Here is a 22,482-nt window from a genome sequence, read left to right as displayed (position 1 = left end):
TGAACGGGTCGCCCACGGCACCCCGATTCCCCGTCACTGCGTCTGCTGATCACGGGCAGCGAAGCGGTTCAGGCCTCGGCGGCACGCATCTGGCGCAAGCAGGCCCCGCACTGCGCGCTGATGTGTGGATATGGTCTGACCGAAACGACCATTTCTGCCACCTTCCTGTCTGTGGATGACGTGCCCGCCTCGTGGTCCACCCTGCCCTTGGGCACGCCTGTTCCCAACACGGAAATCGCCGTCACCGGGCCTGACAACCAGCGGCTTCCCCTTGTGTGTGGGTGATATACGGGTTCGCGGCCAGGCCCTGATGCTGTCGGCCGCCCGCGACGGTGATTTCACGCCACTGGCCGAGCTGCACACGGGCGACCGCGGGCGCATGGACCTGGACGGACAACTCTGGTGCCTGGGGCGACGTGACCGCCAGATCAAGATTCGGGGCATCCGGGTAGAACCTGCCACTCTGGAACGGGCGCTGATCCAGATTCCCGGTATTACCGACGCCGCAGCCCTGGTACGCCAGACAGGTTCCCGCCATCGCCTGTGGGCCTTCATCACTGGCGCCAACGCCCCTTCCCAAGACGCCATCAAGGCCATACTGCAAAACAGTCTGGCCGATGTCCTGATCCCGGAACATATCCTCACGCTGCCGTCGCTGCCGGTCACCTCGCAAGGCAAGACCGATTACCGCGCCTTGGCCCATCTGGCCGACAGCGCACCGGCATCCGCCGCTGTCAGCCCACTCAACTCCGACCACGAACGCCTGGTCGCACAATTGTTCAGCGACGTACTGCAACGTCACCCCATCGGCCCGGACGACAATTTTTTTGATCTGGGTGGCGACTCCATCAGCAGCCTGCAGGTCATTTCAAGAGCCCGCCGCGCGGGGCTTGATCTATCGGCCAAAACCATTTTCGAGCATCAGACGGTCAGAGCCATCGCCCGGAATGCGGTACCGGCCAGTTCGTCATCGGATGACGCCGACGCCATTGGCCCGGTCTGGTCCACACCCATCCTGTCCTGGCTCAAGGGTGAAATGCATGGCAACTGGCGACAGTTCAACCAGGCTGTGGTCATTGCTTTGCCCGACCCGGTTGACCTGCCCCGGTTGCAGCAAGCGCTGCAGGCTGTCGTGGCCTGCCACGAAATTTTTGGCCTGCAGGTCAGCCAGTCAGAGAAAGGAGCCATTGATTACCATATTGCGGCCATGCGGCCCGCCCCGCTGTTCAAGATTGAAACACGCCCGGACGGCATGGATGACATCACCTGGACCGGGCAGCGACAAACCCGGTTGGCGCAGGCCCAGCAACACCTTGATCCGGAACGTGGCATCAATGTGGCCGCGGTCGTTCTGCCCTCTGACCGACAGATGATGCTCACGGTGCATCACCTGTGCATTGATGTCCTGTCGTGGCAGGTGGTATTGCGTGATCTGCAAAACGCCTATGAACACCCCAATGACCTTCCACTGCGACGTCACGGCATTCCCTGGCGTCGTTGGGCGCTGGCCCTTCAGGCCTTCAGTCGCGACCCCGAGGTCACGGCATCATTGCCGTTCTGGGTTGATCATTTGTCACCACAGCCGACACCGCTGGCCCCTGACCTTCCAGCACAGCCGGGGCTTGAGAGGGACGCCCGAACCTGCCAGCTCACCCTGCCGGCCAATCTGACGCAGCACCTGCTGCGCAAGGTGCCTGCCGTGTGGACGTTGAGAATGGACGAAACGCTGCTGGCCGCACTTGCGCTGGCCCATGCGGCCGGGCATGGCCGTATCTTGCGCGTTGACCTGGAACGCAACGGGCGCGCCCTGCCCATCGACACGCTGGATATTTCAGAGACCGTCGGATGGTTCACATCGGTCATTCCCCTCTGCCTGCCCGTCAACCCGGACGCCCGTACCATGGCGCAGACCATCACAACCGCGCTTGCCGCCCTGCCGCATGATGGTCTCGGTTACGGCTTATTGCGCTACGGCGATGACCCCGACCAGGCACGCCGGCTGGCGGCTCTGCCGGGTGCCGACATTCTGGTCAACTACGTGGGCGTGCTGGATGGCTGGACCGATGGCCCGTTCCAGCCTGTTGACGCTGACACAGGCCCCACCATCGCACCCGACCTGGACCGCAGCCACCGTCTCGAGCTGAACGCCGGAGTTGTCGCCGGGCAACTGCGCCTGGCCCTGAATTTCGCCGCAGGGCCGAACAGCGAAGCCGCTGCGCAAGGCCTGATGCACGCCATCGCATCGGCCCTTGAAAACATCGCTGTCGAAACAGGGTTTGACGCCACGGCAGCCATCGGGGCCGACGACTTTGCCTCAGCATCCCGGGTGCCCGTCACCCCGTTGCAACGGGGCATTCTGCTGCACAGCCTGCACAACCCGCAAACCTACTTCAACCAGATTCATTTCAAACTGGAAGGCCCACTTGACCCCGAAGCGCTGCAAACGGCCTGGGCTATCATGCTGGACCGTCATGCCGCCCTGCGGTGTACCTTCGATTTTGATGACAACGACGAACCGTACCAGTCGATTGCCCCATCCGCCTCGCTAACCTGGCAGGTTTCCGACTGGAGCGCCCTGGATGATCAGCGTGCCGACCCGCACCTGCGCGCCTTGATGCAGGCCGACCGCCAGCAAGGGTTTGCGCTGGGTCAGGCACCCTTGATGCGCATGCACCTGATACGGCGCAGTCATGATCGCCATGACTGGGTCTGGAGCAGCCACCACTTGATTATGGACGGCTGGTCCGTGTCGGTGCTGATGCAGGAGTTGCTGGACATTCTCAAGGCTCTGGGCAATGACACCACGCCGAATCTGCCGGCAGCGCCCGACTGGTCGGCCTTTGTTCGCCGCTGGAACGCCCTGGATGCCAACGCCGCCCGTCGCTGGTGGCAGCATGCACTGGCAGACGCCAGCCCGACCTTGATGGCCTTGCCCTCGGCAGAGACCCCGCAAAGCGCCCCACAGTACAGCGCCACCCGCGCACTGGACCCTGTCGTACGTGACGGCCTGTCCGCGCTCTGTCGCCGGCATGGGGTGCCACTGGGCGTCGCACTGCAAGCCTCATGGGCCCTGCTGTTGCGACGGTACCGCAGCACCGGAACGGTTGTTTTCGGCATCACGTTTGCGCATCGACCTGCCGATTTCGACCATGCAGACGCTCTGGTGGGCATGACCATCAACACGGTTCCCGTCAGCGCAACCCTGACCGCCGACATGACCCTGGCGACGCTGTTGGGTAACCTGCGCCAGCACGCCTTCGAGCGTGCCGATCATGCGTTCATCGGCCTTGACGACATTCTGCAATCCACCGGCCATGACCCGGCCAACCCATTGTTCGATACCTTGCTGCTGGTGCAGAATTACCCGCGCCCCTCGGACCTGGTCGCCAACGGGCTGACGCTGAAGGTGGCCACCCTTCATGAAGAAACCAACTTCGCCCTGACGGCCATCGTGACCACCGGCGACGATGCCGCGCTGGCCCCGGCACTGGGACCCGACGCGGATCGACGACAGGATCGGCACCGATGTGCTGGGACATTGGTACCAGCTGCTGTCTGCCATGGTTCGTCAACCCATGGCCAGGGTACAAGATCTGTCCCTTTATACCGAAGCCGAACTGGCACAACGGGTCGCCCTGGCCTGCGGGCCGGACAGTGGCTTGCCCGCCCCTCTGGCCCTGGACTGTTTCAACGCGTGGGCGCACGTGCTGCCCGGACATCCGGCGATCCAGGCCAAAGAGGGGAGTTTCAGCTACGAGGCACTGAAGCGGGCCGTAGACACGCTGTGCCAGACCCTGCTCGAAAAGGGTGTCGCACCCGGCGAACCCGTCGCCCTGCTGCTGCCGCGCGGAGCCGGGCCGTTACCGCCTTGCTGGCGGTCATGCAAGCGGGTGCCATGGCTGTCCCTATCGATGCCGCCTACCCCGCCGAGCGCATCGCCTGGATACTGGGCGACAGCAACGCCCGCTGGCTGCTGACGGACACGGCGCTGACAGGACAAGTGCCCGCGTCCTGCGCGGCACGTATCCTGCCCATTGACCAGATGCCGCACACAGCGGCTGCAGGTGCGGTCCGGGGCCCTGACCTGAACGCCGCCGACCCGGCTTACCTGATCTACACCTCGGGCTCGACCGGCCAGCCCAAAGGGGCGATGACCCCGCATGGCGGACTGGCCAGCATGATACGGCTGCAACGTCACCATCTGGCGCCTGAAGTCACCGACCGGGTTCTGCAGTTTGCCGCGCTGTCCTTCGATGCCTCGATATGGGAAATCTTCATGGCACTGGGTTCCGGTGCCACCCTGCATATTCCCGACCCGGACACCGTCCGCTTCGGTGAGGAACTGCTCGACACCCTTGAAAATGACCGCATCACGATAGCCACACTGCCGCCGTCGCTGCTGGTGGCCCTGCCAACACGTACCCTGCCGTCGCTTCGTCTGCTGATGGTGGCCGGCGAAGCCTGCCCCGACGCCGTAGTGGAAAAATGGGCATCGGGCCGCCGGTTCTTCAACGGCTATGGCCCCAGCGAAGCCTCGGTCTGCTCAAACCTCTACGAAGCCCGCGAAAACGCCCGCCGCATCCCGATCGGCAAACCCGGTGCGCACTGCCGGGCCTACGTCATGGACCTGGATGGTCATCTGGTCCCCCCGGAGGCCAGGGTGAACTGGTCATCGGCGGAGACGGTGTCGGCCTGGGCTACCTGAATCGGCCCGACCTGACCGCCGGACGGTTCAGGCCCGACCCGTGGCAACCGGGTTCAGGCCACAGAATCTACCATTCCGGCGACCGGGTCGACGTCGCAACGAACGGCGAACTGACCTTCTGCGGACGCATCGACCGGCAGTTCAAGCTGCGGGGGTTCCGGGTGGAGCCCGGTGAAATCGAACGACAACTGGAACAGCTCGGCCCCATCGACAAGGCGCTGGTCGGCGTTGCCCCCATGCACAGCCGGAAGACCCGGTGCTGCTGGCCTGGGTACTTCCCGTGCCGGACATGCCGTTGACACACAGCAACTGCGCCATAATCTGGCCGCCCGGTTACCGGCCCATCTGGTGCCCGGTGCGATCCTGACCCTGTCTGCAATCCCGCTCACGCCGAACGGGAAGATCAACTGGTCCGCCCTGCCGTTACCGGGTGACGAAACAGCGCCGACAGTAGCCACCCTGCCAAACAGCTGTACCACCCCCACGCCCTTGGGCACGACAAGACCCACTCAGGACACCGACCCCATAACCGCCATCGCCAAAGTGCTTGAGCCGATCTGGGCAGGGCTGCTTAAGCTGCCCAAGGTGAACTGGCAACGGAATTTTTTCGATCTGGGCGGACAATCACTGCTGTTGGTCAAAATGCAGCCCATGCTGCGCGAAACATTCAACATCAAGGTACCCACGCGCATTCTGTTCGAACACGCCACCATCCAGGCGCTCGCCCAATGGCTGGCCGCACAGGGTGCAAGCGCGACTTCGGGTCTGTCCGCAACACCTGACGCTCACCACAGCCTTTCCGGCAAACCACCCGGAATACACGATCACCCCAGGCTGCACACACCACCGCTGTCGTCAACCCCTGCAACCCTGCCGGCAGACACACCGACCGCACCTGCCGCTGATGAACGGGCCATCGCCATCATCGGCATGGCCTGCCGCTTCCCCGGTGCAGACTCCGCACACGCTTTCTGGGCGCTGCTGCGCGAGGGCCGCGAGGGCATCACCGACTTTTCAATCGAACCGGCACCAGAGGCTCTGGCCGCCGACCAACCCCACCACGTACCCCGGCGCGGCGTGATTCCTGACGCCGACCAGTTTGATGCAGCCTTTTTCGGTGTCGGCCCGCGTGATGCCCTTCTGCTTGATCCGCAGCACCGTCTGCTGCTCGAAGGGCCTGGCATGCCTTTGAAGATGCCGCCGAACTGCCCGGCGGCAATGTCGGCGTCTTTGCCGGATGCAGCCACAACACCTGGCTGCGCGAAGTTCTGGTTCCGGCCGGGGAAAACATCCAGGGCTCGGCAGGCTTTCATGCCATCACGGCCAATGACAAAGACTTCCTGGCCACCCAGATTGCCTATCGGCTGAACCTCAGTGGCCCTGCCGTCACCGTGCAATCCGCTTGCTCAACCTCCCTGATTGCCGTGGCCCAGGCGGTTGACGCGTTGCGGGCCGGACGCTGCGATATGGCCCTGGCCGGCGGTGTCTCGCTGACGTTCCCCGAATCAGACGGCTATGCCTACGAGCCCGGCATGATTCTGTCACCTGACGGGCATTGCCGGCCCTTTGCCGCCGATGCCGCAGGGACGGTACCGGGTGCAGGGATGGGTGTGGTCCTGCTCAAGCCCCTGGTCAACGCATTGAACGATGGTAACCGCATCTACGCCACTATCCGCGGCACAGGCGTCAGTAACGATGGCGCGCGCAAAATGAGTTTTGCCGCCCCCGGCATCGACGGCCAGGCCAAAGCCATACAGGAAGCGTTGGCCGACGCCGGGCAGGACGGCAGTGACGTTGATCTGATCGAGGCCCACGGGACGGGCACGTCTCTGGGTGACCCGGTTGAAATTACGGCTCTGGGTAAAGCTTATGCCGGCGCTCGCGAGCGCCCCTTGCTGATCGGCTCGGTAAAAAGCAATATCGGCCATGCCGACGCCGCCGCCGGTGTGGCCGGGCTGATCAAAGCCACCCTGAGCCTGCATCACCGCTATCTGCCGCCCAGCTTGCATGCCGCCCAGCTCAACCCCAAACTGGACCCCGGCCCGCAACGCTGGTTCGATATTGCCCGCCACGGTGCAACCCTGGCCGCGTCAGGGCGCCCCCTGCGCGCCGGCGTCAGTTCGTTCGGCATCGGGGGGACAAATGCCCACCTCATTCTGGAAGAGGCGCCAACACGACCGTCCCCTCCAACCGTACCCGACGACTGGCAGGTCATTCCGCTGTCTGCAGCAGCCCCGGGACAACTGCCCACGTTGGCCCATCAGTTGGCACATCATCTGGAGACCACGCCGGTCGCTCTGGCGGATGTCGCCACCACCCTGCAATCCGGCCGTCCCGCCCTGAAGGCGCGAAAGGCACTGGTCACCAATACCGTTTCCGCGCTCATCCAGACCTTGTCAACGGTCACGCTGCCCTCGGATAGCAAAGGGGCCGGGGGTTGCGCCGCCCCATCCGCATGGCCTTGCTGCTGCCCGGCCAAGGCGCACAGCATGCCGGTATGGGGCAGGCGCTGCTGACCCGCTCCCCGGCTTCAAGGCCCATCTGGCCGAGATGTCTGAACGGCTTGAGCCCCTGCTCCATCTGTCGCTGATTGACGCCCTGAACGGCCCGGGCCGTGACGCCGCGTTCTGGCAGGACACCCGCATCGCCCAGCCGGCCATCGTCGCCGTCAGTCTGGCGTGCGCTCAGTGGTGGACGTCGCTGGGTATCAAGACCGATGTCATGCTCGGCCACTCGCTGGGCGAATATACGGCCGCCTGCCTGGCAGGCGTGTTCTCGACGGACGCTGTACTGCAGATTGTGACCAAACGGGCTCGTCTGATGGCTGGCATGCCCGCAGGGGCCATGCTGGCCGTAGCGCTGGACGAGACCGGGTTGAACAGCCTTCTGTTGCAGCACTCCGAACTGGATCTGGCCGCGCTGAACGGCCCGCGACAGGGCGTTGTATCAGGACCTGCCGATGCCATAGAAGCGTTGGCCAACGACCTGAAACAGCGAGGCATCCCGACCCAACGCCTGCGTACCTCGCACGCTTTCCACTCCCGCGCCATGGCGCCTGCGGCCAGCGCACTGGCCACCTTCCTGACCAGCCAGACCCTGAATCGGCCAACGCGCAAATTCATATCCAACCTGACGGGCACCTGGATCACTCCGGAACAAGCCGTATCCCCCGACTACTGGGCCCGACACATGCTGGCCCCGGTACGCTTCGCTCACGGCCTGCAAACCCTTCAAGAAAAAGGGCCCCGCTGGTCATTGAGGCCGGCCCGGGACACGTGCTCAGCACACTGGCACGCAGCCAGGGGCTGACAGCGTGCCCGAGCCTTGATCCGGCGCCAGCCGGCAACACCTCGGGTGAAACCGCGCCGACGCATATTCAAAGCGTTGCCCGGCTTTGGGAAAGCGGCGTCGACATCGACTGGAATGCATTCACAGCCCTAAGGGGCAGCGCATTGCCCTGCCCGGCTACCCATGGGCACGTCAGGTGTTCCGGCCATTGTCCACAACGACCGCGCCTGCATCGGAGGCGCCAGGCGTTGACACCCTCACCAAACCACCCGAAGACGACTGGTTCTATACGCCCCGTTGGGTGCGGCACACCCTGACAGCGGTCACAACGCCATCCCCCGGCCGCTGGTCCTGTTCAGCCCCACACCCGCACTGGCCAACCCTGTGGCCCGTGCCTTGCGCCAATGGGGGCGCACAGTCAGGGTGGCCACCTCGGTACCGGCCGTATTGGCCCTGCCGGAACACGAGCGCAGCCATCTGGTCGTTATGGCATCGGCTGCCGGGACCATGCCGGGACAAGTCGCCATGGAACAACTGCGCACGACGCTGCTGGCTGTGCGTGACCTTATCCTGGCCCACCACCCCAAACCCCTTCAGGTGGACCTGCTGACCATCGGGGGGCCATCGTACAAGGCAACGAAACGGCCTGCCCGGCCAACACGGCACGGGTTGCCGCCTTGCAGGTTCTTGCTGTCGAATTTCCAGAACACCACTTCGCGGGTCTGGATCTGGCCATTTCGGAACCGTTGGCAGTGGCACAGCGTCTGCATGCCTGGCTGGATACTGCCCGCGCAGGCCGGTTTCTGGCCTGGCGGCAAGGCCAATACTGGACCGAACAGGTCGAACACTGCGCCATGCCCGCCGCACAGCCCTGGCCGCTAGCCAAAGGCGCAACCGTCCTGATCACCGGTGCCGCCGGTGGCGTCGGGCACGCCTTTGCGCTGGACATCGCCCGCTACAGCCAGGCTCCGCATCTGCTGCTGACCACCCATCGCACACCGCTGCCACCGGCACGGCAACGCGAACTGGAATCACTGGGTGCAACCGTCAGCACACTGATGCTGGATCTGGCCGATGAAGCGGCGACAACAGCCGCCCTGACCCACTGGCAACATACCGTCGGACCTATCCATGGCGTCATCCACGCCGCCGGTCTGGCGGACTACGGCGGCATCATGGCGCGCCGCGATGCCGCCTCGATTGATACCGTCCTGGCGCCGAAAATCGTTGGCTTGTGCGCCATCGAAAACGCGTTGGCGGGTCAGCCACTGGACGCTGTAGTGCTGTGCTCAACCCTGGGCTCCTTCCTGCCCGCCGCGAAGTTTGGCCAGGCCGCCTACAGCGCGGCCAACGCCTGGCTGGACACAGCCGCTGCGCAATTGTCGCAACGCCACCCTGGCGAGTGGTGACGGTCAACTGGGATGACTGGGTCGAGGCCGGCATGACGGTGGCGGCCCGTGCCCGTGCCGGGCTGGCACCCTGGCCACTGAATCGGGCTTGCTGCACCATGAAGGACCTGCCGCCGTGCGTCGGGTACTGCCGACCGCCCTCAACCGGGTCGCCGTCAGCGTCAATGACCTGCCCGCCTTGATGGCCCGCCAGGACCGCTGGATCACCGAAACACTGGCCACCACGGCATCGGCATCGGCATCGGCATCGGCATCGGCAACCACCATATCCCGGAATGAGTCCAGCGCCCCGGTGCCAAAAGCCCCACCGGCTGACGAGGCACGGACTGTCCACACCGAGACAACCGCAAACGGTCTGAACGAGCGCCTGCAAGCCCTGTTCCGGGAGATTCTGAACGTCGCCTCGTGTACTCCGGAAGACAATTTCTTTGACCTTGGGGGCATTCCCTGCTGGCCATGCAACTGATCAGCCGCTTGCGCGAGGAAACCGGCCTTGAGCTGGCCCTGATCGACCTGTTTGCCACACCCACCCCGGAAGGGTTGGCCCAACTGCTGAATAGTCGCACGATCCCGAACCCATGACATCCTATCCATCCACGCTGTCGGCACCACGCTATGTGCTGAAACCCGATGTTGTCATCGAACCCCTGGTCGCCGGCTGGCACGCCAGCAGCCTGCTGGTATCGCCATTGTCAATGGCCCTGATCTCTGCAAAGCGGCACCTGCCCATGCTGGAGTCGTGGCTGCACGACCCCGACCTTCACGCCGCAGCCGTTCAGGACCCCGACCTTCTGGGTGGCCCCTTCATGGACATCCCCCGGCCGAGACCCAAAAGGTGCAGGCCTTCCTGCACTGGAGTCGCGATGCTCTGGCGGCACCCTTGTCTCTGGCGGCTGCCCTGGAACAGACACGGGCACTGCTTGAGACCCACGCTCAGGGGCAAGGCACTGGGCGATCTGTACAAGGCCCTGCCACCCGCCTTGCAGGGCCTTACCGAACTGGTCTACACCCCGACGGGCGCGCCCGACATTCGTCCGCTGGAAGGGCTGCTTTACCGCAGCGAATACTACATCCCCAAGCTGCAACAGGCGATGGTGCGTCGAATTCCCGGTGACCAGCGCAGCTTTTCAATGGCCACACCCCGGCTCCCGTGCCCCGGCGACATCGTGCTTGACCGGCCCTTTTGCGATCCGGCCTACGACGTTCTGGCACGCGCACGGCAGCAGCCCATGCCATTGCCCGTTCTGCTTGATGCCTTCAACCTCGAGGCCTCGCAGGCCGAACGCCTGATGCCGTTGCTTGACGAGGCACCCGATACCCCCGCTTCACCGGCTGTCCCGCGCGCTGCGTCACGCTGGCGCTATTTCGGCCATGCCTGCGTTCTGGTGGAAACCGCTGATGGTCGATCCATCCTCATTGACCCGGTGATTGCCTACGAATCTGGTCAGGCACCAGACCGCCTGACCCTGGCCGATTTGCCCGATCACATCGACTACCTGCTGATCACCCACAATCATCCGGATCATGCCCTGATCGAAACCTTGCTGGCCCTGCGCTGGAAAACAGGTACCGTCCTTGTACCCGCCAGCAGCGGCAGCATCGTTGACCCCTCGCTGAAAGCCTGTCTTCAGGCCATCGGTTTCACGCATGTCGAGGCGCTTGACAGCCTGGAGCACCTGGATGTCAATGGACTGACCCTGCAAGCCATCCCGTTTCTGGGGGAACACGCCGACCTGGACATCCGCAGCAAAACCAGCTGGCTGGTGGACACCGGCGATCTGCGACTGCTGTTTGCCGCCGACTCAAACAACCTCGACCCTGCACTGAATATTCGGCTCAAACCCGTACTGGGACGATTGTCAGCGCTGTTCCTGGGCATGGAATGCCAGGGTGCGCCCATGAGCTGGCTATACGGGGCCCTCCTGGCCCGGCCACCGCGCCACGACCACGATCAGAGCCGACGCCTGAACGGTTCAGACGCCGAACGCGCCTGGGCGTTGGTAGCGTGTCTGGACGTTGACGAAGTGCTGATCTACGCCATGGGTCTGGAACCCTGGCTGACCTTCATCTGCGGCATCGACGGCAGCCGCGACAGTCTCCCCTGCAAGAGTCACGCCGTTTCGTTGAACGCTGCCAGCAGCACGGCATACCTGCCCGCCGCCTGTATGGCCGTGATGGCAGCAGCCACGACGATCAAACCATCACGCTGACGCTCTGACCTGCAAAACCGGGTACACACGGCAGTAGTGGCTTCACCTGTGGCAACACCGTCACCGGCTATAGCGCTGTCTCCGGCAACACCATAGCCGGTGAAAAGTGCGGACCATCGGGCGTGAAAGCCACCCGCTGCAACCGGACACCGGGCAACGCCCCGCCGCCGTGCTTTAGTGCCAGACCCAGCCAGAAATTATCGCTGTGCCACAGACGCCAGGGCCAGGCCGCCGACCCTGGCGGACCAAAGGCCAACGGCAACTGCGTGGCCTGATACCAGCCCGGGCCGGTTACCTGCGGCAGCGTCAGATCTGACAAAGGCTGGTGCAACCCCAGTCCTGCCGCCTTGACCAGTGCCTCTTTGGCCACCCACCACGCCAGACGCTGCGCTGCAGCCGGCAGCACCGCCCCTGGCGACCCGATACCCCCAGCCGCCTCCTCTGGTCGACCATGCGCTGGCGTCTCGCCCGAGTAGCACTCCGGTCCTGACGACACGCTTTCATCCAGATCGTCACACTCTGACGATGACAACCAGGCGTCATCCATCCCGGCAAGCATCCACACACGGTCATCTGTTTCAATATCGACCCCCACCTCGCCACACCGTGAAACAGCCACCGCCACCCACGCGCGGCAGTGCGACAGATTGAAGTGAACGGGACAATCCACCCCGACGAGGTGAGGTTTGCCAAAAGCACCCGTTTCAAACCTGCGCTTATCCGGCGCGATGGCGGCGCGATCCAGAGCAAGATGCAGCAGCCCGTGGGCCGTCACGTAAGCACGTCGGTCAACGGCCTGCACAAGGCGTAGGGCGCGGGCCTGCTCTGAGGCGTCAAGCCGCTGCATCACCCAGGCCGGAATGTCAGCCGGTACGGCTGCCACATAAAGATCAACCTGCACGGTCACTCTTCAGCCTGCCGGACAGGTAACCCTGCCAGTCACCCCGCGCGCGCTGCCGTGACGGACAATGACTTCAGCCACGGCTGGCCAGACCTCGAAAAGGTAAAAATGGCCGCCGGCAAACGGTTCGACCGCCAGCGGAAAAGCGGTTTCAGCCTGCCAGCTGGAGGCCCGCGAAGCGGCGGCGTCGGCATCTCCCATCAACACCACCACCGGCACCGCCAGGGTGACAGCGGGGTGCGGTTCGCCACCGGCATCGCGTAAATCGGGGCCTGTTCCAGCAATGCCAGGTCATGACGCAGAATCGTTTCGAAATACTGACGATACTCGGCATCCGCCAGCACCGCCTCAGGCACACCGCCAAACTGGCTGATTTTTTCCCAGAAGGTGTCAGAGGGAAGGCTCGCCACCGGGTTAATGGCATACGCCGAAGGGGCCACCGCCCCGGATGGAAAAAACACCAGGGGCAGCGATTGCCCGGCGGCCTGGCGCCTGCGCAACACGGCCATCCCAAGATGGGCCCCCAGGCTGTGTCCCAGCAACACCCAGGGCCGATTTTCCAGTCCAAAGAGTCGATTATTGATATCGGTGACCGCCGCATCAAAGTCGATAACGAAGGGCTCCCGGACCCGACGCCCGCGCCCCGGTAACTCAAGACATTGAACCGACCAGCCAGACGGAAGATGACGGGCCAGGGCGCCAAATTGGTAGGCCGAGGCCCCGGCATGGGGAAGCACGACAACCAGAGGTGCCTGCTCGGCCGTGTGCGCGCGATTGAAAAGAACCATGTATGTCAGCCCTCTGCGGGCGTCGCCGGCGGGGTTTTCCGATACGGCACATGGGCCACCGGCATGGTCCGGGAGGCTTCCTGAAGGTGATGGTGCTGGTCATCAAAGAAGATATGCGGCTGAAACGCCTGCAACACCGGTGCCTTGGATGCGCCACCCAAAAAATGGGCTTCATCCACCCGTACATTCCAGGCACGAAGCGTCCGGATGACCCGCTCATGCGCCGGCCCGTTACGCGCGGTAATCAAGGCTGTCCGGATGGGCGCACGCGGCAAATCAACATCAAACTGCAGATACGACAACGTTTTCAACAGTTTGGCGAACGGGCCTTCGGCCATGGGCTTGCGGGCGTTGTCACGCTCGTGCTGAATGAACGCTTCAAGCCCGCGCTCTTTGTAGATGCGTTCCGACTCATCGGAAAACAGCACCGCATCACCATCGAATGCAATACGGATCTGGTCGGGCACCGTTTCATGCTCTTCGGGCACGCTGTAAATGCGGGCGGCGGCAATCCCGGCATCAATCGCCGTCTGTACATCCGAATCATCGGCCGACAGAAACAAGTCAACACCGTAAGCCGCCAGATAGCGCGCGGTGGTTTCGCCGCCGCTGAGCGCCGCACGGGTGATGTCCAACCCGTGATGCGCGATGGAATTGAAGATCCGCAAACTGGTTTCGGCACTGTTGCGCGACATCACCACCACTTCCGTCTTGCGACTGCCAGGAACGAGGGTGTTCAAATTCAGAATCGCCTTGACCAACGGGAAGGCCGAACCCGGCGACAGCGGATCATCCTCATGTTCAAGCTGATGGCGGGCATACGCCTCAAGGCCCTCATTGACGAAGATGGCGTGTTCGGCATCCAGGTTGAACAAGGCACGCGACGAAATACCGATGACCAGATATTCGTTGAAGTCATACGCCATGAGGGCTCCTGCCGGAAAAATTGCGGTTAACCACTGTTTATAACAGTATTGCAGCCATTCGCAAGACGACACCACGCGCGACCGGCACCACGCCTTCGCGAAGCCTGAACGACACATCAATGCCCGACTGCCCCATCGGCTTTCAAGGCGTCTGCACCACACATCGCAGAGTCATCTGCAGAACGTATCGCGCCGATAAGACACCTGCTCAAGCTGCTCTCAAATTCATGCATAAAACAGTCCAGTCAGACTATTAATAGGTAAAAACCCCAAGCAAAATTAATACATTATTGTATTGACCCGAATATCTTTCGCGAACTAATATTCGACTCATCAGACTATTTATAAAACAAAGCACGCCCGGAGCCCGTCACGATGAAGATTCAGGAAAAATGGATTCGCGCTTTCGAAACGATGTTTCGGAAATGCAAGGTCGAATCCGGCGAAATCGTTCGCCTGCTCACCGAAACCGAAAGCCGCAGCATCAATGTCCAGCTGGCCGAACTGGCGCTGGCCCGCATGGGTGCGGTACCGGTGCAAATCACGGTTCCGTCCCTGCCCATCAACACGCCGGTGCCGGTACGCTCCACAGGCGCATCACACGTCATCCAGAACATGCCCCCGGTCATCAATGCCCTGTCAGGCCCCGGGCTGGTGGTTGACCTGACGGTCGAAGGGCTGTTGCACTCACCCGAGCTGCCGGGCATTCTGGGTTCCGGCGCACGGGTGCTCATGGTCAGCAACGAACACCCCGAAACGCTTGAGCGTCTGACCACCGACCTTGACCTGACCGCTCCCGTGAAAAAAGGCGTCAAGATGCTGGCCAACGCCAAAGTCATGACAGTCACCTCGGCCGCAGGCACGAACCTGACCATCAACCTCGAAAACGCCAAAGTCGGCGGGGTCTGGGGCGGCGCTGATCGCCCGGGCCTGGTGCAGCACTGGCCCGGCGGCATCTGCCTGGCCTTCCCGGCAGCCAACAGCGTCAACGGTACGCTGGTTATGGACACCGGCGACGTCAACCTGACCTTCAAGCGTTACCTCGAACAACCTGTCACCCTGCACATCGAGAATGACTACGTCACCCGCATCGAGGGCAAAAACCTGGATGCCGAACTCATGCGCAGCTATATGGAAGCCTGGCAAGACCGCGACGCTTACGCCGTCAGCCACGTCGGCTGGGGCATGAACCCCAGTGCCCGCTGGGATGCCCTGCAGATGTTCGACAAAGCAGACACCAACGGCACCGAACTGCGCGCATTTGCCGGCAACTTCCTGTACTCGACCGGCGCCAACGATGTGGCGGGCCGACACACCCTGGGGCACTTCGACCTGCCACTGCGCCACTGCACTGTGGCACTCGATGGGGTCACGGTGGTTGATCAGGGCAAACTCTGCGACGACGTTTTCAAATGAACAGCACACCTTCCTGGCTAAGCCATGGCATCGGTGGCACCCCATTGGTGCTGCTGCACGGCATGGGTTCAACCGCCGATGTCTGGCTGCCCCAACTGGCCCACTTCGGGCGCACGCGCCAGACCATTGCCTGGACAGCCCCGGGTTACGGCACATCGCCCGCGCTGGAGTCCCTCGACTGGCCATCATTAGCCACAGCACTGGCCGACATGCTCGACACACTGGGCTTGCCGCGTATACACCTGCTGGGTCACTCGATCGGCGGCATGGTGGCGCAGTCGTTCTACCACCAGCATCCCGACCGCGTCGCCAGCCTGATTTTGTCGGCCACCAGCGCCGGGTTTGGCAGCACCGACCCGCACTGGCAAGAAGACTTCCTGCGCCAGCGCACCGAACCGCTGGGCAAATACGACAGCTTTGCCCAGGCGGCCCCCGACATGCTGGCCGGCTTCATGGGCCCGAACATCACCGAACCCATGCGCCAGCTTGCCCTGATCAGTGCAAGCCAGATCGAAAAAGAGCGCTATATCGACTACATGCGCCTGCTGGTCACGTTCAACCGCAAGGCAGACCTGGAGCGCATCTCCGCGCCCACCCTGCTGCTGGCCGGTGAACTCGACAACCAGTGCTCCGCCCAAGGGCATGAAACGCATGGCCGACAGCATGCCCAATGCACAATTTCAGGAACTGGCAGGCGTCAAGCACATGGCCAACCTCGAAAACCCGCAACGCTTCAATCAGGTCGTGGACGCCTTCCTGGCGCAGCACCCCTGACAACCGACTTACGTTCAACCCGATACCGGACACCCATCATGGACAGCAGCTACCTCGCCGAATACGCCCACTCCGCCGACGCCAACGCACACTTCAACGGCCTGCCCCTTACGGCCGAACAAAAAGCACTTATCGCCAAAGTTGACGAATATGGCGTCAAATGGGCCGAACGCGCCTTCAAATACGACCGCGAAGCCAGTTTCCCCACTGAAAACTACGACGACCTGAAAGAAATGGGCTTCCTGGGACTGTGCGTTCCCAAACGCCTGGGCGGTCTGGGTGCCGACTACCGTACCTACACCCTGGTCGCCAGCCGCATTGCCTACTACTGTGGCAACACGGCCAACACCTTCAACATGCACAACGCCAACTCGCTCTGGACCGCCGACATGATCGACGCCATGGAGCTGACCGACGAAGAGCGTGAGGCTCACGAAGCAAACCGCCGCATTCATTACGGCAACATGCTGGCCGGCAAAATCTACTCGCAACCGTTTTCGGAAGGCAGTGGCGCCGCCGCCGGCAAACACGCTTTTGGCACCACCGCGACCCGTACCGCCGATGGCTGGGTACTGAACGGCAAGAAAATTTTCGCTTCACTGTCCGGCCATGCGGACTACTACGGCGTACTGTGTACCGACGACGTCCCCGGTGCCACCCTGGCCGACACCCTGTTCATGGCCATCCCGGCCGACGCCCCCGGCGTTTCCGTAGTGGGCGACTGGGACCCGCTGGGCATGCGCGGCACCGTGTCACGCACACTGATTTTCAAAGACGTTCTGGTCCCCGAAACTGCCCAGCTCATGCCGCGCGGCATTTACATCAAGGCGGCTTCGCAGTACCCGCACATGTTCATGACCCTCACCCCCACCTACATGGGTGTGGCGCAGGCCGCATACGACTTTGCCGTTGCCTACCTGCGCGGCGACGTTGCGGGTGTCAACGTCAAGCGTCGCATGTACCCGACCAAACAACACGCCATCGCCGAGATGTACATCAAGCTGCAACAGGCCTGGGCATTGTTCCATCGCGTCACGTCGGAGTTCAAGCGCCGCCCCAGCCGCGAAGAACGTTCACGCGCCTTTGCCTGCCAGTACACCGTCATGGAATACTGTGCTGAAATCACATCCATGGCCGTACGCGTCTGCGGAGGCCAGGCCATGCTGAAAACATTCCCGCTTGAACGTTTGTTCCGCGACAGCCGCTGCGGTGCCCTGATGCTGCCCTGGACGGCCGAAATCTGCATTGACCGTCTGGGCTATGGCCTGCTTTACAAGGAAGGCGAACGTGATGACGAATAACCACAAACCCGAACTGCGTCAGGCCTTTGGCCGCTTTGCCACCGGCATTGCGGTCATCACCACCCTCGACACACAGGGTGCGCCCTATGGCCTGACCATTAATTCATTTGTCAGTGTCTCGATGGACCCGCCGCTGATCAGCTGGAATGTCATTCGGGGCTCAACGGCGCACCAGATCATCAGCCAGCAGGGGCGATTCGTCGTCAATATTCTGGCGCACGATCAAAAGCAGGTGGCCCAGCAAATGACCGGGCCCATCGAACACCGCTTTGACGGTATGGCCTGTTCGGTCTCCGACGACGGCCTGCCGCTCATTGACGGCGCACTGGCCGCGTTCGAATGCGACACCCATGCCCTGATCGAAGCCGGTGACCACGACATCATTCTTGGTCGGGTCAGCCGGTTCACCCACCATGAAGGCCCTCCGCTGGTGTACTGGAAGGGTCGTTATGCCAGCGCAACACCCGACGCATGAGTCGAACAAAGGGCAGGATTTCACTAATAGCCCAGGACAGAAAGACCCGCTAAGATGGCAGAGTCTTTCTCACCTTAACCAAACGTAATCAGGAGACCTCCTACATGCAACTGAAAAAGACCCTGCTCGCCGTGGTCGCCGGTCTGGCATTTGCCGCTTCGGCACACGCCCAACTCAAAGTCGGTGTCATTACCTCGTCCACCGGTCCCGTATCGCTAATCGGTATTCCCCAAAAGAACACCATCCAGCTCATGCCGACCGAAATTGGCGGGGAAAAAGTCGAATACATCGCATTTGACGATGCCAGCGACCCTTCGCAATCCGTCACCCTCATCAAGAAACTGATTTCTGAAGAAAAAATCGACGTTCTGGCCGGGCCTTCAAGCTCACCCAACGCCATGGCCATCCTTGACTTCGCCGCCGAAGCCAAGCTACCCGTCCTGGCACCGGTAGGCACCATTGCCATCGTTCTGCCCATGGACGAAAAACGCCGCTGGATCTTCAAAACCACGCAAAACGATGGTCTGGTCGCCAACAAACTGTTCGACCACATGAAAGCCAACGGCGTCAAGAAAATCGGCTTCATCGGCACCGGCGACACCTTTGGTGAAACCTGGTTCAAAGTGGCCTCTGACGCGGCCAAAGAGCGTGGCATTGAAATCGTTGCCAACGAACGCTTCAAGCGCCCTGACACGTCAGTCACCGGTCAGGCCCTGCGCGTACTGTCAGCCAAGCCCGACGCAGTCCTCATCGCGGCCCTGGCGGCCCCGCTGTACTGCCCCAGGTCACACTCACTGACATGAACTACAAAGGCACGTTCTACCAAACCCACGGTGCAGCGCTGACCGAGTTCATCAAACTGGGCGGCCCCAAGGTTGAAGGCACCATCCTGGGCGGCAGCGTCATGCTGGTGCCCAACGACGTCCCTGAAAGCAACCCGTCCAAAAAAGTCGCGCTTGACTACATCAACGCCTATAAAGCAGCACACGGCAACGAGCCCGCCACCTTTGGCGGCAACATGATGGACGCCGGCATTCTGCTGCAAGCCGCGGTTCCCGAGGCGCTCAAAGTGGCCAAGCCCGGCACTGAAGAATTCCGCGTGGCCCTGCGTGACGCCCTTGAGAAAATCAAGGAAGTCCCTGGTACACAAGGTGTTTACAACATGACACCCGAAGACCACAGCGGCTTTGACGAGCGTGGCGTCGAGCTGGTTACCGTCAAAGACGGCAAGTTCGCTCTGGCCAAGTAAGCGCCAGGCTTCGGGCAAACCCGCCGGTTTGCCCGTCCCCCGTTTTCTCCGTGTAGTTCACCGGGCACGCCGGCAACGGCGTGCCCGCTCCAATCTTGCGACCCTGTTTCCCATGAGCCAGACTTCCAACGACTTCGCCCTGCGCTGCACCGCCTACGGCAACCCGCCTGAAATCCACGTTATTGAAGGCGTTTCCGAAACGCCCCTGGGCTCCGGTGAAGTGCGCCTTGCGATCGACTGTTCAGCTTTCAATTTCACCGATCACCTCCTGGTTCAGGGCCGTTACCAGGAAAAGCCCGAACTGCCCTTTACCCCGGCTTTGATGCCGCCGGTACCGTCACCGCTGTGGGCGACCATGTCACAGGCTTTGCGCCGGGCGACCGGGTCGTCTCCAGTGGCGTCTGCGGCGCATGGGCCACGCACCTGGTGGCACCGGCCCATCGTCTGGTCAAGATTCCTGACGGCCTGGCACCGGCAGACGCGGTCGCTTCAATCAACTCACACCTGACCGCCTACCACGGACTGATTGACCGCGCGCAACTGGCCGCAGGCGATCGCGTGCTGGTCCTGGGGGCCAACGGAGCGGTTGGCAAAGCCTGCGTACAGATTGCCCGGCACAATGGCGCCCATGTCTTCACGGTGGTGAGAGCCGGCACGGCACTGAATATCACGGACACCGCCACGGACACCCACCTGTCGGTTGCACCCGAGGCGCTGAAAGACGGCTTGCGTCAGATGCTGGGCAAACAAGGCGCCGACATCGTGGTCGATCCGGTGGGTGATCTGTACACCGAACCGGCCGTACGTAACCTGGCCTGGCGTGGCCGCCTGCTGGTCATCGGCTTTGCCGCCGGCCAGATCCCGAAAATTCCCACCAACCTGCTGCTGCTCAAAGGCGCCTCGATCATGGGGGTGTATTGCGGTGGCCTGCTGATTCAGGAAACCGGCCATTTCACACGCCAGATGGCGGAAATGTTCGACCTGATGGCCCAAGGCATCCTGACGCCCTCGCCTCACGAAACATGGCCTGGACGCCAGTTCGCCGACATCTGGGAACGTTTTTCCAGTGCCCCGCGCGGCACCAAGGTACTACTGGGCTTTCGCGCCCCTGATTTTCACGGAATCCGCAGCAATGACCCGTCATATCCCCGAAGCCATTCAGGCCATTGAACCCCTTCGCCCCGACGCGCCTTTTCGCAACGTCAATTTTGCGCCCGTCGATATCCGGCTGGATACCCGTCCAGACGGCACCGTACTGCTGTCCAATGCGCAACCCCTCAATGCGCTGCCGGTACAACAGCTCGGCGAATACCTGCGCCGCCACGCCGCCAGCCGCCCGGAACAGACATTTCTGGCCCAGATGGGTGCAACTGGCGATTGGGAGCGCCTGACTTACGCCCAGGCGCTGGCCAAGGTCAATGCCCTGTCGCAATGGTTGCTGGACCAGAAGCTGCCGGCCGGGCACCCCTGCTGATCCTCAGCGAAAACAGCATCAACCAGGCCCTGCTGCAGTTTGCCGCCATGCAAATCGGCGTACCCGTCATGCCGGTATCGCCCGCCTACAGTCTCATGTCGGAAGCCTGCGGGAAGATCGCCGACCTGTCGCAGCGTTTCGGGCCCGGCCTCGTGTATGCCAGCTCGGGCAAGCGCTTTGCCAAGGCCATGACCGTTGCCCGCGAGCACACGCCCAACGCCATTTGGCTGTGTGACACCGACGCCCCGACAGGCGCGTTTACACTGGATCAGGCGCTTCAGACACCGCCCACCCCGGCGGTTGACGAGGCCTTCGCGAAGGTCAACCTTGACACCATCGCCCGCCTGCTGCTCACTTCGGGCTCAACAGGCAGCCCCAAAGCCGTCATCATGACCCAACGCAATATCGTCGCGTCGGGTGTGCTGTGGGACCAGGTATGGCCCTTCCTTTCCGAGGCACCGCTGGTCATGGTGGACTGGCTACCCTGGAATCATACGGCCGGTGCCCACGGTGCCCTGTCTCTGGTACTGCGCCACGGGGGCACCCTGTATCTGGATGACGGCAAGCCTGTCCCCCAGTTGATCGGCCGCACAGTCAACAACCTGCGCACCATCAAGCCCAACGTCATGACCAATGTGCCGCGCGGGCTGGACATGCTGGTGGCCGCCATGGAAGACGATCCTGAAATCGCCAACGATATTTTCCCCAACCTTCAAGTCATCGTGTACGGCGGGGCTTCGCTGTCGCCCAACACCCTGCTCAAGCTCGAGCAATTCAGCGCCCAGGCCACGGGCCGGCGCATTCCGGTGTCATCGTCATTGGGTTCAACAGAAACCACCATGCCGGCCACCCTGATCTGGTGGAACCCGAAAGTGCTGGGCACCCTGGGCCTGCCCGCGCCCGGCGTCGAAGCCAAGCTGGTACCGCTGGATGACCGTTACGAGATCCGCTTCCGTGGGGCCAACATCACGCGCGGATATTTCAATGACCCGGCCGCCAACCAGAAAAGCTACGACGACGAAGGCTTCCTGCTGACCGGCGATGCCGTGACCTTCGTCGATACCGACCACCCGGAAGACGGCCTGATGTATGCCGGCCGACTGTCCGAGAACTTCAAGCTGGCCACCGGCACTGGGTTTCTGTCGCCACGGTACGTGGCAACCTGCTGCCCCAGCTTCACCCCTTCGTAACCGATGCCGTCCTGACCGGCCACGACCGCGACGAACTGGGTGCCCTGTTTTTCCTGAACACAACGCAAATTCGCAAGAAATTCCCGGAATTGGCCGAGGCCAGCGATGCCGACATCGCCCGTCATGGCCCGCTGCTGGATGTCATACGTCAAGGCATTGAACGGCACAACGTCAACTTCCCGGGAAGCAGCACCCGCATCATCCGGGCCATGCTGCTGGACAGCGCCCCCAATATTGATGACAACGAAATCACCGACAAAGGCTACATTAACCAGTCCGGCGTTCTGAAAAAGCGGGCCGATGCCGTCAAACGGCTGTACGATTGCCCCGTCTCGGCAGGCGACTGCCTGATCATTACCTGAACCGGTTACGGAGC

20 protein-coding genes and 3 pseudogenes are annotated in these 22,482 nt (G+C 62.5%); 19 read left to right on the top strand and 4 right to left on the bottom strand.

What is annotated here, in order from left to right; all coding sequences use genetic code 11:
- Window positions 1-36: 36 nt before the first annotated feature.
- From N7E01_RS18840 to N7E01_RS09890, 10 genes and pseudogenes are all read left to right on the top strand, one after another.
- Window positions 37-285, top strand: a complete 249-nt coding sequence (locus N7E01_RS18840) for an AMP-binding protein (protein WP_350495033.1) — start codon at window positions 37-39, stop codon at window positions 283-285.
- Window positions 176-4,705: a condensation domain-containing protein gene (locus N7E01_RS09930; protein WP_289172777.1), complete on the top strand. Its 4,530-nt coding sequence runs from the start codon at window positions 176-178 to the stop codon at window positions 4,703-4,705. Before N7E01_RS18840 ends, N7E01_RS09930 begins: the two co-directional genes overlap by 110 nt.
- 171 nt (window positions 4,706-4,876) lie before the next feature.
- Window positions 4,877-6,279, top strand: a pseudogene (locus N7E01_RS18835) (beta-ketoacyl synthase N-terminal-like domain-containing protein); the annotation flags it as partial.
- A gap of 30 nt (window positions 6,280-6,309) precedes the next feature.
- Complete coding sequence (locus tag N7E01_RS09920; protein ID WP_350495032.1) at window positions 6,310-7,221, top strand: CurL C-terminal domain-containing protein; 912 nt, start codon at window positions 6,310-6,312, stop codon at window positions 7,219-7,221.
- Window positions 7,124-8,014: an acyltransferase domain-containing protein gene (locus N7E01_RS09915; protein WP_434089582.1), complete on the top strand. Its 891-nt coding sequence runs from the start codon at window positions 7,124-7,126 to the stop codon at window positions 8,012-8,014. The genes N7E01_RS09920 and N7E01_RS09915 overlap by 98 nt, the downstream gene beginning before the upstream one ends.
- 276 nt (window positions 8,015-8,290) lie before the next feature.
- Window positions 8,291-8,875 (top strand): hypothetical protein, encoded by a 585-nt coding sequence (locus N7E01_RS09910; RefSeq protein WP_289172776.1) that lies wholly within the window; start codon window positions 8,291-8,293, stop codon window positions 8,873-8,875.
- A complete protein-coding gene (locus N7E01_RS09905; protein ID WP_289175783.1) occupies window positions 8,848-9,402 on the top strand; it encodes an SDR family NAD(P)-dependent oxidoreductase in 555 nt (184 codons plus the stop codon). Before N7E01_RS09910 ends, N7E01_RS09905 begins: the two co-directional genes overlap by 28 nt.
- 115 nt (window positions 9,403-9,517) lie before the next feature.
- Entirely contained in the window at window positions 9,518-9,868 is a 351-nt protein-coding gene (locus tag N7E01_RS09900) for a hypothetical protein (RefSeq protein WP_289172775.1), read from the top strand.
- Window positions 9,859-9,984 (top strand): phosphopantetheine-binding protein, encoded by a 126-nt coding sequence (locus tag N7E01_RS09895; protein ID WP_289172774.1) that lies wholly within the window; start codon window positions 9,859-9,861, stop codon window positions 9,982-9,984. The genes N7E01_RS09900 and N7E01_RS09895 overlap by 10 nt, the downstream gene beginning before the upstream one ends.
- Window positions 9,981-11,612, top strand: coding sequence for an MBL fold metallo-hydrolase (locus N7E01_RS09890; RefSeq protein ID WP_289172773.1), 1,632 nt, complete (start codon window positions 9,981-9,983; stop codon window positions 11,610-11,612). Before N7E01_RS09895 ends, N7E01_RS09890 begins: the two co-directional genes overlap by 4 nt.
- A 67-nt stretch (window positions 11,613-11,679) precedes the next feature.
- On the opposite strand, the gene N7E01_RS09885 is transcribed toward N7E01_RS09890, so the two are convergent.
- The 4 genes from N7E01_RS09885 to N7E01_RS09870 are packed head-to-tail and all read right to left on the bottom strand — an operon-like array spanning window position 11,680 to window position 14,227.
- The gene (locus N7E01_RS09885; protein ID WP_289172772.1) at window positions 11,680-12,513 is read right to left on the bottom strand and encodes a 4'-phosphopantetheinyl transferase family protein; all 834 of its coding nucleotides are present in this window, start codon (window positions 12,511-12,513) and stop codon (window positions 11,680-11,682) included.
- Between the two features lie 9 nt (window positions 12,514-12,522).
- On the bottom strand, window positions 12,523-12,714 hold the full coding sequence (locus N7E01_RS09880) for a hypothetical protein (RefSeq protein ID WP_289172771.1): 192 nt from the start codon (window positions 12,712-12,714) through the stop codon (window positions 12,523-12,525).
- Window positions 12,714-13,301: a thioesterase II family protein gene (locus tag N7E01_RS09875; RefSeq protein ID WP_289172770.1), complete on the bottom strand. Its 588-nt coding sequence runs from the start codon at window positions 13,299-13,301 to the stop codon at window positions 12,714-12,716. Before N7E01_RS09875 ends, N7E01_RS09880 begins: the two co-directional genes overlap by 1 nt.
- A gap of 5 nt (window positions 13,302-13,306) precedes the next feature.
- Window positions 13,307-14,227: a 5'-nucleotidase gene (locus N7E01_RS09870; protein WP_289172769.1), complete on the bottom strand. Its 921-nt coding sequence runs from the start codon at window positions 14,225-14,227 to the stop codon at window positions 13,307-13,309.
- 375 nt (window positions 14,228-14,602) lie between these two features.
- On the opposite strand from N7E01_RS09870, the gene N7E01_RS09865 reads away from it, so the two are divergent.
- From N7E01_RS09865 to N7E01_RS09825, 9 genes and pseudogenes are all read left to right on the top strand, one after another.
- Window positions 14,603-15,643: a 2,5-dihydroxypyridine 5,6-dioxygenase NicX family protein gene (locus tag N7E01_RS09865; RefSeq protein ID WP_289172768.1), complete on the top strand. Its 1,041-nt coding sequence runs from the start codon at window positions 14,603-14,605 to the stop codon at window positions 15,641-15,643.
- The gene (locus N7E01_RS09860) at window positions 15,640-17,718 is read left to right on the top strand and encodes an alpha/beta fold hydrolase (protein WP_289172766.1); all 2,079 of its coding nucleotides are present in this window, start codon (window positions 15,640-15,642) and stop codon (window positions 17,716-17,718) included. The genes N7E01_RS09865 and N7E01_RS09860 overlap by 4 nt, the downstream gene beginning before the upstream one ends.
- Window positions 17,708-18,193 carry a flavin reductase family protein gene (locus N7E01_RS09855; RefSeq protein WP_289172765.1) on the top strand — a complete coding sequence of 162 codons (486 nt, stop codon included), beginning with the start codon at window positions 17,708-17,710 and terminating at the stop codon, window positions 18,191-18,193. Before N7E01_RS09860 ends, N7E01_RS09855 begins: the two co-directional genes overlap by 11 nt.
- 104 nt (window positions 18,194-18,297) lie before the next feature.
- A pseudogene (locus N7E01_RS09850) lies at window positions 18,298-19,442 on the top strand (ABC transporter substrate-binding protein).
- Window positions 19,443-19,787: 345 nt separating this feature from the next.
- Window positions 19,788-19,844 (top strand): annotated as a pseudogene (locus N7E01_RS19430) (hypothetical protein); the annotation flags it as partial.
- A 24-nt stretch (window positions 19,845-19,868) separates the two neighbouring features.
- Window positions 19,869-20,612, top strand: coding sequence for a zinc-binding dehydrogenase (locus N7E01_RS09840; RefSeq protein ID WP_289172763.1), 744 nt, complete (start codon window positions 19,869-19,871; stop codon window positions 20,610-20,612).
- Window positions 20,575-20,916 (top strand): hypothetical protein, encoded by a 342-nt coding sequence (locus N7E01_RS09835; RefSeq protein WP_289172762.1) that lies wholly within the window; start codon window positions 20,575-20,577, stop codon window positions 20,914-20,916. Before N7E01_RS09840 ends, N7E01_RS09835 begins: the two co-directional genes overlap by 38 nt.
- Window positions 20,874-22,106 carry an AMP-binding protein gene (locus N7E01_RS09830; protein ID WP_289172761.1) on the top strand — a complete coding sequence of 411 codons (1,233 nt, stop codon included), beginning with the start codon at window positions 20,874-20,876 and terminating at the stop codon, window positions 22,104-22,106. Before N7E01_RS09835 ends, N7E01_RS09830 begins: the two co-directional genes overlap by 43 nt.
- Window positions 22,079-22,468, top strand: a complete 390-nt coding sequence (locus tag N7E01_RS09825; protein WP_434089581.1) for a hypothetical protein — start codon at window positions 22,079-22,081, stop codon at window positions 22,466-22,468. The genes N7E01_RS09830 and N7E01_RS09825 overlap by 28 nt, the downstream gene beginning before the upstream one ends.
- Window positions 22,469-22,482: the final 14 nt, after the last annotated feature.

The organism is Neopusillimonas aromaticivorans (assembly GCF_030344915.1).
GTDB classification, from domain to species: Bacteria; Pseudomonadota; Gammaproteobacteria; order Burkholderiales; family Burkholderiaceae_B; genus Neopusillimonas; species Neopusillimonas aromaticivorans.
This window is presented reverse-complemented; position numbering and strand designations above follow the sequence as displayed.